Genomic DNA, 12746 nt, shown 5'->3' with positions numbered 1-12746 from the left:
GCCGGGTAAGGCGTAGCCGCCACCCGGCACATTCCACTGCCCTACCCCTTAATCCTCGGATCCAGCGCATCGCGCAGCCCATCCCCCAGCAGGTTGAACGCCAGCACGGTCAGGAAAATCGCCAGACTCGGGAATATCGCCACGTGTGGCGCAATCACCATATCTGCCCTCGCCTCGTTGAGCATCGCGCCCCACTCCGGCGTCGGTGGCTGGGCCCCTAATCCCAGAAACGACAGGCTGGCGGCGGAAATTATCGACACGCCAATACGCATCGTAAAATAGACAACAATCGACGACACCGTACCCGGCAGAATATGGCTGAACAGGATGTTGGCGTCGCTGGCCCCCATACTGCGGGCGGATTCAATAAAGGTCTGCTGCTTCAGTACCAGCGTATTACCGCGCACCAGACGGGCAAACGCCGGGATCGAAAAGACCGCGACGGCGATGATGACATTCGCCATGCCGCTGCCCATAATGGCGACAACCGCAATTGCCAGCAAAATGCCGGGGAAGGCAAACAGCACGTCGCAAATGCGCATAATGATCCGGTCCCACCAGCCCTCGTAATACCCTGCCACCAGGCCCAGAACGGTCCCGATGACCGCACCGATAAGCACCGCAAACACCCCGGCGGCGAGCGATATCTGCGCGCCCATCAGCACGCGGCTAAAAATATCGCGTCCCAGAGAGTCCACGCCGAACCAGTGCATCATCGACGGTCCGTCATTCAGGCGGTCGTAATCAAAGTAGTTTTCCGCATCATACGGTGCCACCCACGGCGCAATGGCGGCCACCACAATCAGCAGCAGTACAAACAGCCCCGCCGTCATGGCAACAGGCTGGCGACGAAAGCGCCGCCAGAATTCAAACCATGGGGTGCGGATATGGTCCGGCTTCAGCCCCGGCATAGCGTTTACAATGGCCTGACGACGCCAGTTCAACAATCGCATCTTACTTATACCTGATGGCCGGATTAATGGCGGCGTACAGCACATCCACCACTAAATTGATAAGAATAAATTCCAGCGAGAAGAGCAGAACTTCCGCCTGAATGACCGGATAGTCGCGCATCTCGACCGAATCCACCAGCAGGCGCCCCAGCCCCGGCCAGTTGAAGACCTTTTCCACCACGATAGAGCCCCCCAGCAGGAAGCCGAACTGCAGCCCCATCATGGTCACCACCGGGATCATCGCGTTGCGAAAACCGTGCTTGAGGATGACCCACTTCTCGCTCACCCCTTTCGCCCGTGCGGTACGGATGTAATCTTCACTCAACACGTCAACGAACGACGCGCGGGTGAAGCGCGCCATCACCGCGGAGACGGCCGCGCCCAGCGTCATGGACGGCAGAATGTAGTGCTTCCAGGTATCGGCCCCGACGGTGGGCAACCAGCCCAGCTCCACGGAGAAAATCTGCATCAGGAGCATCCCCAGCGCAAAGGCAGGGAAAGAGATCCCGGTCACCGCCAGTGCCATGCCGAGCTTGTCCGGCCAGCGGTTGCGCCAGACGGCAGCGACAATCCCGGCGCCAAGCCCAAACACCACCGCCCAGCACATGCTGGCAATCGTTAACCAGAACGTAGGCATAAAGCGGCTGGCAATCTCTTCCGATACCGGGCGACGCGACACCATCGAGATACCAAAATCGCCCTGCAGCACGTTGCAAATATAATGGAGAAACTGCATGTACAGAGGCTGGTCGAGACCAAGCTGTTTGCGCACCAGTTCAATGACGGTGGCATCCGCCTCTGGCCCGGCCACCAGACGCGCCGGATCGCCCGGCAGCAGATGGACAAACAAAAACACCAGTACCGCCACAATCAGCAGCGTCGGGATAAGCCCCAGCAGGCGTTTACAAACATAATTGAGCATGAGTGTTATTTTAAATCCGCATCGTCAAAGCTAAAGCCCGTATCCGGCATGATGTAAAACCCGGTCAACGCTTTGTTATGCGCCGAAACCAGTTTTTCCACCACCAGCGGTACCCACGGCGACTCTTTCCAGATGATATCCTGTGCGTCTTTGTAGAGGCGCGCTTTCTCATCCGGTTTGGTGGTTTTCAGCGCATCGGCAAGATCTTTATCCACCTGTGGGTTGCTGTAGAACGCCGTGTTGAACAGGGTCGGCGGCCAGTTCTGTGAGGCGAACAGCGGCGACAGCGCCCAGTCAGCCTCACCGGTAGAGGCCGACCAGCCGGTGTAGAACATCCGCACGCCGCTCTCTTTCTGCCCTTTCCCTTCCACTTCTGCTGCACGCTGCCCGGCATCCATCGCGGTGACCTGCACCTTAATACCGACCTGCGCCAGCTGCTGCTGGGTAAACTGCAGCACCTTCTGCGCGGTACTGTGATTATGGGATGACCACAGCGTGGTGCTAAAGCCGTTCGGGAAGCCCGCCTCTTTTAACAGTTCACGGGCTTTCGCCGGATCGTATGGCCACGGCTGATAGCTTTGCGCATAGGCAATAGCCGGTGGCAGCACGCCGGTGGCCGGGGTGGCGAAACCCGCGAAGGCCACTTTCACCAGCGCCTGACGGTTAATCGCGTAGTTGATGGCCTCGCGCACTTTGGGATTATCAAACGGCTTTTGCGTCACGTTCATGCTGATGTAACGCTGCATAATCGACGGACTGGCCACCAGCTCCAGCTTGCTGTTCTTCTGCAGGATCGCCGCCTGCTCGTACGGGATCGGGAAGGCAAACTGCGCTTCGCCGGTTTGCAGCATCGCCGCGCGGGTGTTGTTATCCACCACCGGGCGCCAGGTGATGGTGTCGAGCTTCGGCAGCCCCTGCTGCCAGTAGCCGGCGAATTTCTTCACCTTTACAAAGTCCGTCTGGTTCCAGGTCACCAGCTCATACGGGCCGGTACCGACCGGATGGAACCCAATATCTTTCCCGTATTTTTTTAGCGCGGCAGGGGAGATCATCGCCGTCGCCGGATGCGCCAGAATATTAATAAAGGCCGAGAACGGCTCTTTCAGGGTAATTTTTACCGTTGTCGGATCGACCGCCTCGGTGCTGGCGATATTTTTATAGAGGTTATAGCGCTTGAGGCTGTTTTCCGGGTTGCTGGCGCGGTCGAGGTTAACCTTCACCGCCTCCGCGTTGAAATTGGTGCCATCCTGGAACTTCACGCCGGTTCTGAGCTTAATGGTATAGACCAGCCCATCATCCGAGACGGTGTACCCCTCTGCCAGCACATTTTTCAGCTTCATCTCTCTGTCCAGGCCAAACAGCCCCTGGTAGAACGATTTGGCGACCGCCTGCGACAGCGTATCGTTGGCGTCATAGGGATCGAGGGTGGTGAAATTGGAGCCGACGGCAACCACCACATCTTTGGCAGCGAACGCGGGAGAGGCGGCCAGGGCTGCCGTCACGCTCGCGGCTAACAGCCATGTACGAGCAACAAATTTAACCATTGTGTTCTCCTGCCTGTTGTACGTTATAACCGCGAAAATGCATTGTCCTGACGCGGAGGGGCAACAAAATGTCCGGGGCCCACTTCACGCAGCGTGACCCGCTCCATGACCTCACCCCGTTTACGAATATTGCTCGGCATCTCATCCTGCAGCAGCACGCGCTGCCCGTGACGGTGTTCGGGATCGGCAACCGGTACTGCAGACATCAGCTTACGGGTGTATGGGTGCTGCGGGTTCTCAAACACCGCCCGCCGCGGACCAATCTCGACGATTTGCCCCAGATACATCACCGCCACGCGATGGCTGATGCGCTCCACCACCGCCATGTCGTGGGAAATAAAGAGAAAGGCAATCCCCAGATCCCGCTGTAAGTCGAGCAATAAATTGATGATTTGCGCGCGGATAGAGACATCCAGCGCCGAGACAGATTCGTCTGCGATCACCACTTTTGGGTTCAGGGCCAGCGCGCGGGCAATACAAATTCGCTGCCGCTGACCGCCGGAAAACTCATGCGGGTAACGCCAGGCATGTTCCGGCTTCAGCCCCACGCGTTCCAGCAGCCACGCCACCCGACGCTGTGCGGCTTCGCCGTCGAGCAGGTTATGCACCCGCAACGGCTCCATAATCGAATACCCCACCGTATGGCGCGGGTCCAGAGACGCATACGGATCCTGAAAAATAAACTGGATATTCCGCCTCACCGCCTGAAGCTTACTGTCAGGAAGGGTGTCGATACGTTCGCCGTTAAAGGTAATGCTCCCTTCCTGCGACTCCACCAGCCGAAGTAACGCGCGTCCGGTGGTGGATTTGCCGCAGCCCGACTCCCCCACCAGCGCCAGCGTTTCGCCTGGCCATAAATCAAAACTGACATTTTCAACCGCGTGCACTTCACGCTTTACGCGGTTGAAAATGCCGCTGCGCAGAGGAAAACGGGTCACCAGATCCCGCACCTCAAGAATGGGCTTGCCGGGGACCACGGTGTCCTGCTCGGTTTCCTCTTCCTGGCGGCCCGCCGCCTCAAGGGAAATCAGCGGGAAACGGCGCGGAAGATCGCTGCCGTTCATCGCTCCCAGACGCGGAACCGCCGCCAGCAGCGCTTTGGTGTATGGGTGGGCGGGCGCATGGAAAATCTGCTCTACCGTGCCGGTTTCTACCGCCCTGCCCTGGTGCATCACCAGCACGCGATCGGCAATATCCGCGACCACGCCCATATCGTGGGTGATAAACATCACCCCCATCTCCATCTCCTGCTGCAGCACTTTGATAAGCTGCAGGATCTGCGCCTGAATGGTGACATCCAGCGCTGTCGTCGGCTCGTCCGCAATCAATACCGCCGGACGGCATGAGAGCGCCATGGCAATCATCACCCGCTGACGCATCCCGCCGGAGAGCTGATGCGGATAGCGGCCCAGTATGGACTGCGACTCCGGGATACGTACCAGCTCCAGCATCCGTTTGGCTTCCAGAAGGGCTTCATCGCCGCTCAGTCCCTGATGCAGGCGGATGGATTCGGCAATTTGCTCTCCAACCGGGAAGACCGGGTTCAGCGAGGTCATCGGCTCCTGGAAGATCATCGCGATATCCGCCCCGCGCACGCCCTGCATCTGTGCTGCGCTCAGCTCGTTTAAATCAATGACCTGACGATTGCGACGGCGCAGAAGCATCTTCTCGCTGCTGATTTGCCCGCCCGTCTGTTCCAGCAGGCGCATCAGCGCCAACGCGGTGACCGATTTCCCGGAGCCGGACTCCCCCACAATCGCCAGCGTTTCGCCGCGGTTGAGTGAGAAGGATAAATTCTCTACTGCGGGGATGAACTGCCGCTCCTCCTGAAACGCAATATTCAGCTGATGGACAGCCAGCACTTCGCGGTTATCCAGCTCTTCACTGTGCGGCACGCGTTGCCCCCTTATTCACGATAGATCCCGGTGCTGGGTTCATCACCGGCATAGCCCCAGGCGCGGTACATCCCTTCGCTGTTGAACGGCAGGGCTACGTTACCCTCACGGTCCACCGCAATGAGTCCACCCTCACCGCCCAGCGCGGGCAACTTTTCCATTACCACACGCTCGCAGGCTTCACTCAGGCTGAGCCCGCCGTAATCCATCAGGGCGGTAATGTCGTATGCGGCGAGCGCGCGAATAAACACTTCGCCGGTCCCGGTGCAGGAGACCGCCGCCGTGGCGTTATTGGCATAGCACCCGGCGCCCGGCAGCGGACTATCGCCAACCCGGCCCGGTAGCTTGTTGGTCATGCCGCCGGTTGAGGTGGCCGCCGCCAGATTGCCAGCCTTATCAAGCGCCACCGCGCCAACCGTGCCCATTTTGGTGGTTTCATTGAGCGGTGAGGAGTGGTCCAGCTGGGTCATGCCCGCCGTACGGGCTGCCAGTAGCTGCTGGTAGCGCTCGTCAGTGGAAAAAAGATCCGGCGATACCCGCTCCATCCCGTGTGCGAAGGCAAAGTTCTCCGCCCCAACGCCCGTCAGCAGCACATGAGGACTCTCTTCCATCACCAGTCGCGCCGCCAGAATCGGGTTGCGCAGATGGCTCACGCCCGCCACGGCCCCTGCTTTCAGGGTGACGCCATCCATCACGCAGGCATCCAGCTCGTGCGTCTCGTCACGCGTATACACGGAACCAATCCCCGCATTGAACAGCGGACATTCTTCCAGCAGACGTACCGCTTCGGTCACCACATCCAGCGCGCTTTCGCCCGCCTCCAGCATTCGCTGGCCCGTTTCGACAATGGCGTAGAGCGCATCAATGTAGCGCTTCTCCTGCTCAGGACTGAGCTGTGCACGGGTAATAGCCCCGGCGCCGCCATGAATTGCGATTACCGCATTAACCATTTCGCCTCACCTGTCAGCCTGCATGGCGGCTTTTTCTATAAATATCATTATCGTTGATGATTCTTCAGATAATTTTTGAATATAGAAAGACGCAACTGCGATGTAAAGGGTACTCATGGTGGGTCATACAGTTAGCCGCACTTTTCTGCCATAATGAGCGCTTTCGTTGTTACTGTGCTGGAGCCCACCATGGATTTTACCGCCGGACTGATGCCGCTTGAGACGGCACTCACGCAGATGCTTGACCGACTTTCCCCGCTGCACGACGTAGAGACGCTGCCGCTGGCGCGCTGTTTTGGTCGTATTGCCGCACGCGACATCATTTCCCCGCTTAACGTGCCGGGGTTTGATAACTCAGCGATGGACGGTTACGCGGTACGCCTGGCGGATCTCCAGACGGGTCAGGCGCTGCCTGTCGCAGGAAAAGCCTTCGCCGGTCAACCGTTTAACGGAGAATGGCCTGTGGGCACTTGCGTGCGCATCATGACCGGCGCGCCGGTTCCCGCAGGCTGCGATGCGGTAGTGATGCAGGAAGAGACCGAACAGACCGCTGACGGCGTGCGCTTTACCGCCAGCGTCAAAGCAGGCCAGAACATCCGCCGCACCGGCGAAGATATTGCTCTTGGCGCAACGGTATTCGCTGCGGGGCAGAAGCTGACGGTGGGTGAACTGCCGGTACTGGCCTCGCTCGGTATCGCAGACATTGAGGTGATCCGTCAGGTGCGCGTCGCGCTCTTTTCTACCGGTGACGAATTGCAGCTTCCGGGCCAGCCGCTGCAGGACGGGCAGATTTACGACACCAACCGTCTGGCGGTACACCTGATGCTGGAGCAGTTGGGCTGTGAAGTGATCAACCTTGGCATTATTCCTGATGACCCGGAAAAACTGCGCGCCGCCTTTATTGAGGCAGACAACGCGGCCGACGTGGTGATCAGCTCCGGCGGTGTTTCGGTGGGTGAAGCGGATTACACCAAAACCATCCTGGAAGAGCTGGGTGAAATCGCCTTCTGGAAGCTGGCCATCAAGCCGGGCAAACCGTTCGCTTTTGGCAAGCTTAAGCACAGCTGGTTCTGCGGCCTGCCGGGTAACCCGGTCTCTGCCGCCCTGACCTTCTACCAGCTGGTGATCCCGCTGCTGGCGAAGCTTTCGGGTAACCGTGCCAGTCCGCTGCCGGTACGCCAGCGCGTGCGTGCCGCTACGCGCCTTAAGAAATCCCCCGGTCGTCTTGATTTCCAGCGCGGTATTCTAACGCGCAACGCGGAGGGCGAGCTGGAGGTGAGCACCACCGGCCATCAGGGCTCGCACATTTTCAGCTCCTTCAGCCAGGGCAACTGCTTTATAGTGCTGGAGCGCGAGCGTGGCAATGTGGAAGCAGGCGAATGGGTTGAGGTGGAGCGCTTTAACCACCTGTTCGGAGGCTAAGATGGCGGCGGAACTGAGCGATGAAGAGATGATGCGCTATAACCGCCAGATTGTCCTGCGCGGTTTTGATTTTGAAGGCCAGGAAGCGCTCAAGGCGGCCAGCGTACTGGTCGTCGGCCTGGGCGGTCTGGGCTGCGCCGCCGCGCAATACCTCGCCGCGGCGGGTGTGGGCAAGATGACGCTGCTGGACTTTGATACCGTGTCGGTGTCCAATCTGCAGCGCCAGACGCTGCACAGCGATGCGACACTCGGCCAGCCGAAGGTGGACTCTGCCCGCGCAGCGTTAACGCGCATCAACCCCCACGTTCAGTTCACTCCGATTAACGCGATGCTGGATGACGAGGCGTTAAACGCGCAAATCGCAAAGCACGATCTGGTGCTGGACTGTACTGATAACGTCGCCATCCGCAACCAGCTAAACGCCGGCTGTTTTACCCACAAAACGCCGCTGGTTTCTGGCGCGGCAATCCGCATGGAAGGACAGATCAGCGTCTTTACCTATGCTGAAGGCGAACCGTGTTATCGCTGTCTGAGCCGCCTGTTTGGTGAGAATGCGCTCACCTGCGTCGAGGCGGGCGTGATGGCGCCGTTAGTCGGCGTGATCGGGTCACTGCAGGCGATGGAAGCGATCAAAGTGCTGACCCGTTACGGTACGCCAGCGGCGGGGAAAATTGTGATGTATGACGCAATGACCTGCCAGTTCCGCGAGATGAAGCTGATGCGTAATCCGGGGTGTGAGGTGTGCAGCGGTTAAACCTCGTTGCGGCCTGATGCCCTCACCCCTGCCCTCTCCCACCGGGAGAGGGAGATAACGCGTCAGAGAGCCGTCCGTCCAAACGCCCCCTGCCAGTCCTGCTCAAACTTCACGATCGCCGCATCCACCGCCGGAGAGGTAATAAACTGCTGCGCCACGTCCAGCGGCAGCGTGATGGACTCACAGCCGGCCAGCAGGCAATCCAGCGCCTGACGCGGGGTTTTGAAGCTCGCCGCCAGTACTTTTGATTGCGGGGCATGCAGCGTCAGCAACTGCTGTAATTCCACAACGGTCTGGATCCCGTCTCCGCCCTGCGCATCCACGCGGTTAACGTAAGGCGCGACATACTCTGCCCCCGCCAGCGCGGACAACATCCCCTGTGCGGCACCATATACCGCGGTCCCCAGCGTCGGGATCCCTTCTGCTTTCAGCATTTTGATCGCCGCCAGCCCTTCCGCCGTCACCGGCACTTTCACCACCAGGTCGTTAATGATGGCACGCAGCTTACGCGCATCGTCCACCATGCCTTCGGCGGTCGTGGCCATCACCTGCGCGAACAGACGGCCTTTGCCACCCAGCGCGTCGTGCAGTTCTGGCAGCAGAACCTCAAGCGGCGTTTTGCCTGCCGCCACAATGCTGGGGTTGGTGGTTACGCCCGCCAGCGGGAAGATGCGTGCGAGCTTTTTCACTGCCGCAACGTCAGAAGTGTCGAGATAAAGTTCCATGATGTCGCCCTCAATTTTAGCCTGCACTTACCCTATCACGACAAAACCTGCTCAGGAGTTGACCTGCATCAAGATAACTTTCATTCGAAAGTAATTTAATCTTCATATGCAAGATGAGAGGCGAAATCATGATCTTCAATATTCAGCGTTACTCTACCCACGATGGCCCCGGGATCCGTACCGTGGTGTTCCTGAAAGGCTGCTCGCTGGGCTGTCGCTGGTGCCAGAACCCGGAAAGCCGGGCCCGCACGCGGGACGTGCTGTTTGATGCACGTCTTTGCCTGGACGGCTGCGATCTGTGCCAGCAGGCGGCACCGGGCTGTATCGAACGTGCGCTGAACGGGCTGGTCATCCACCGAGAGAAACTAGACGAACAGACGCTTAACGCCCTTACCGACTGCTGCCCGACACAGGCGCTCACCGTATGTGGTGAAGAACGTCAGGTGGAGGAGATCATGGCGACCGTCCTGCGCGATAAGCCGTTTTACGACCGCAGCGGCGGCGGAATCACCCTCTCCGGCGGCGAGCCGTTTATGAACCCCGATCTAGCACTGGCGCTGTTTAAAGCCAGCCATGAACAGGGTATTCATACCGCCGTCGAAACCTGCCTTCACGTGCCGTGGCACTATATCGCGCCTTCACTACCGTATATCGATCTGTTCCTCGCCGACCTGAAGCATGTGGATGCAGAGGTGTTCAAACAGTGGACGGACGGCTCGGCAAAACGCATCCTGGACAACCTGAAACGCCTGGCGGCGGCCGGGAAAAAAATCATCATTCGCGTGCCGCTGATCCCGGGCTTTAACGCCGATGAAGCCTCTGTTACCGCCATTACCAATTTCGCCGCCGACGAACTGAACGTTCGCGACATTCACTTTCTGCCGTATCACACGCTGGGCATGAACAAATACACACTGCTCGGCCAACCCTACTCTGCCCCTGACAAACCGCTGGATAACCCTGCGCTACTGGACTTTGCACAGCAGTATGCCTGCCAGAAAGGGTTAACCGCGACCTTACGAGGATAAAACGATGACTACCCTGAATCTCAACACCCTCAGCGAGCGCATTAAAGCGCACAAAATGGCCCTGGTGCATATCGTGAAGCCGCCGGTCTGTACCGAGCGCGCGCAGCACTACACTGAAATGTACCAGCAGCATATGGATAAACCGATCCCGGTGCGTCGCGCGCTGGCGCTGGCACATCATCTCGCGCAGCGCACCATCTGGATCAAACACGATGAGCTGATCGTTGGTAACCAGGCAAGCGAAGTGCGCGCCGCGCCGATCTTCCCGGAATATACCGTCTCCTGGATTGAGAAAGAGATTGACGATCTGGCGGACCGTCCCGGCGCAGGCTTTGCGGTCAGCGAAGAGAATAAGCGCGTTCTGCATGAGATCTGCCCGTGGTGGCGCGGCCAGACGGTACAGGATCGCTGTTACGGCATGTTCACCGACGAGCAGAAAAGCCTGCTGGAAACCGGCATTATCAAAGCCGAAGGCAACATGACCTCCGGCGATGCCCACCTGGCGGTGAACTTCCCGCTGGTGCTGGAAAAAGGGCTCGACGGCCTGCGTGCTAAAGTGGCCGAGCGCCGCTCGCGCATCAACCTGACGGTGCTGGACGACCTGCACGGCGATCAGTTCCTGAAAGCGATAGATATCGTGCTGGAGGCGGTAAGTCTGCATATCGAACGTTTTGCAGCCCTGGCGCGTGAAATGGCGGCTACCGAATCCCGCGTCAGCCGCCGCGACGAGCTGCTGGCGATAGCGGAAAACTGTGACGCGATTGCCCATGAACCGCCAAAAACCTTCTGGCAGGCGCTGCAGCTGTGCTACTTCATTCAGCTTATCCTGCAGATTGAGTCCAACGGCCACTCCGTGTCGTTCGCCCGCATGGATCAGTATCTCTACCCGTACTACCGTCGCGACGTAGAACTGAACCAGAGCCTTGACCGCGAGCACGCCATCGAGTTGCTCCACAGCTGCTGGCTGAAGTTGCTGGAAGTGAACAAGATCCGCTCCGGCTCGCACTCCAAAGCCTCCGCAGGCAGCCCGCTGTACCAGAACGTCACCATCGGCGGTCAGAAGCTGGTCAACGGTGAGCCAATGGACGCCGTCAACCCGCTCTCTTACGCGATTCTGGAGTCCTGCGGTCGTCTGCGCTCCACCCAGCCAAACCTGAGCGTGCGTTATCACGCAGGGATGAGCAACGACTTCCTCGACGCCTGCGTGCAGGTGATCCGCTGCGGCTTCGGCATGCCAGCGTTCAACAACGATGAAATCGTGATCCCGGAATTCATCAAGCTCGGCGTAGAAAAAGAAGATGCGTACGACTATGCCGCCATCGGCTGCATCGAAACCGCCGTTGGCGGCAAATGGGGCTACCGCTGCACCGGCATGAGCTTTATTAACTTCGCCCGCGTGATGCTCGCCGCGCTGGAAGGCGGCCGCGACGCCACCAGCGGGAAAGTGTTCCTGCCGCAGGAGAAAGCGCTCTCTGCCGGTAACTTCGGCAATTTCGACGAGGTGATGACGGCCTGGGATACCCAGATCCGCTATTACACCCGTAAATCCATCGAGATTGAGTATGTCGTGGACACCATGCTGGAAGAGAATGTCCACGATATCCTCTGCTCGGCGCTTGTGGATGACTGCATCGAGCGGGCGAAAAGCATCAAGCAGGGCGGTGCGAAGTATGACTGGGTCTCCGGCCTGCAGGTAGGTATTGCCAACCTCGGTAACAGCCTGGCGGCGGTGAAGAAACTGGTGTTCGAGCAGGGCGTCATCGGTCAGCAGCAGCTGGCGGCGGCGCTGGCGGATGACTTCGACGGGCTGACGCACGAGCAGCTGCGTCAGCGTCTTATCAACGGTGCGCCGAAGTACGGCAACGATGACGACAGTGTGGACATGCTGCTGACCCGTGCTTATCAGACCTACATTGACGAGCTGAAGCAGTATCACAACCCGCGTTACGGCCGTGGCCCCATTGGCGGTAACTACTACGCGGGCACATCCTCCATCTCCGCAAACGTGCCGTTTGGTGCAGCGACAATGGCGACTCCGGACGGACGCAAAGCGCACACCCCGCTGGCGGAAGGCGCCAGTCCGGCCTCCGGTACCGATCATCTCGGTCCAACGGCGGTGATCGGCTCCGTGGGTAAACTGCCGACCGAAGCGATTCTTGGCGGCGTGCTGTTAAACCAGAAGCTGAACCCGTCAACGCTGGAAAACGACAGCGACCGTCAAAAGCTGATGATACTGCTGCGTACCTTCTTCGAGGTGCATAAAGGCTGGCATATTCAGTACAACATCGTTTCACGCGAAACGCTGCTGGACGCGAAGAAACACCCGGACCAGTATCGTGACCTGGTGGTACGCGTCGCAGGCTACTCGGCGTTCTTCACCGCCCTGTCGCCGGATGCGCAGGACGATATCATTGCGCGTACGGAGCATACGCTGTAACGAAGTATCCCCTCTCCCATCGGGCTGAGGGTTCCCCAGAAAAATGAAAAGCACGATGAAGTGTGATCTACTGGTTGCGCTAACAAATCAGAAGAGACCTCATCGTGCCTTTACAG

General features: G+C 59.0%; 9 protein-coding genes and 1 pseudogene. 4 read left to right on the top strand and 6 right to left on the bottom strand.

The window, feature by feature from the left end; genetic code table 11:
- Positions 1–41: 41 nt before the first annotated feature.
- The 5 genes and pseudogenes from gsiD to iaaA form a co-directional block, all read right to left on the bottom strand.
- Positions 42–953 carry a glutathione ABC transporter permease GsiD gene (gene gsiD, locus ACOTZF_RS00050; RefSeq protein WP_029882874.1) on the bottom strand — a complete coding sequence of 304 codons (912 nt, stop codon included), beginning with the start codon at positions 951–953 and terminating at the stop codon, positions 42–44.
- Position 954: 1 nt separating this feature from the next.
- Positions 955–1875 carry a glutathione ABC transporter permease GsiC gene (gsiC, locus tag ACOTZF_RS00045; RefSeq protein WP_020689877.1) on the bottom strand — a complete coding sequence of 307 codons (921 nt, stop codon included), beginning with the start codon at positions 1873–1875 and terminating at the stop codon, positions 955–957.
- A gap of 5 nt (positions 1876–1880) precedes the next feature.
- On the bottom strand, positions 1881–3419 hold the full coding sequence (gene gsiB / locus ACOTZF_RS00040) for a glutathione ABC transporter substrate-binding protein GsiB (RefSeq protein ID WP_129251488.1): 1539 nt from the start codon (positions 3417–3419) through the stop codon (positions 1881–1883).
- A 23-nt stretch (positions 3420–3442) separates the two neighbouring features.
- Entirely contained in the window at positions 3443–5314 is a 1872-nt protein-coding gene (gsiA, locus tag ACOTZF_RS00035; RefSeq protein WP_040020707.1) for a glutathione ABC transporter ATP-binding protein GsiA, read from the bottom strand.
- Positions 5301–6264 (bottom strand): annotated as a pseudogene (gene iaaA / locus ACOTZF_RS00030) (beta-aspartyl-peptidase). The gene gsiA and the pseudogene iaaA overlap by 14 nt, the downstream one beginning before the upstream one ends.
- 189 nt (positions 6265–6453) lie before the next feature.
- Here iaaA and moeA point away from each other — a divergent pair.
- Both moeA and moeB read left to right on the top strand, forming a co-directional pair.
- On the top strand, positions 6454–7686 hold the full coding sequence (gene moeA, locus ACOTZF_RS00025) for a molybdopterin molybdotransferase MoeA (RefSeq protein WP_100168457.1): 1233 nt from the start codon (positions 6454–6456) through the stop codon (positions 7684–7686).
- 1 nt (position 7687) lies between these two features.
- On the top strand, positions 7688–8440 hold the full coding sequence (moeB, locus tag ACOTZF_RS00020) for a molybdopterin-synthase adenylyltransferase MoeB (protein ID WP_100168458.1): 753 nt from the start codon (positions 7688–7690) through the stop codon (positions 8438–8440).
- A 62-nt stretch (positions 8441–8502) separates the two neighbouring features.
- On the opposite strand, the gene fsa is transcribed toward moeB, so the two are convergent.
- Positions 8503–9165, bottom strand: coding sequence for a fructose-6-phosphate aldolase (gene fsa / locus ACOTZF_RS00015; protein ID WP_029882869.1), 663 nt, complete (start codon positions 9163–9165; stop codon positions 8503–8505).
- Positions 9166–9293: 128 nt separating this feature from the next.
- Between fsa and ACOTZF_RS00010 the strand changes: the two genes are divergently transcribed.
- The gene (locus ACOTZF_RS00010) at positions 9294–10193 is read left to right on the top strand and encodes a glycyl-radical enzyme activating protein (RefSeq protein ID WP_040020702.1); all 900 of its coding nucleotides are present in this window, start codon (positions 9294–9296) and stop codon (positions 10191–10193) included.
- A 4-nt stretch (positions 10194–10197) separates the two neighbouring features.
- Positions 10198–12630 (top strand): formate C-acetyltransferase/glycerol dehydratase family glycyl radical enzyme, encoded by a 2433-nt coding sequence (locus ACOTZF_RS00005; protein WP_038984953.1) that lies wholly within the window; start codon positions 10198–10200, stop codon positions 12628–12630.
- Positions 12631–12746: the final 116 nt, after the last annotated feature.

Source organism: Enterobacter cloacae complex sp. SHL021, from assembly GCF_049237765.1.
Classification (GTDB): Bacteria; Pseudomonadota; Gammaproteobacteria; order Enterobacterales; family Enterobacteriaceae; genus Enterobacter; species Enterobacter cloacae.
The sequence above is the reverse complement of the archived record's forward strand: the minus strand, read 5'-3'. Positions and strand labels throughout refer to the sequence as shown.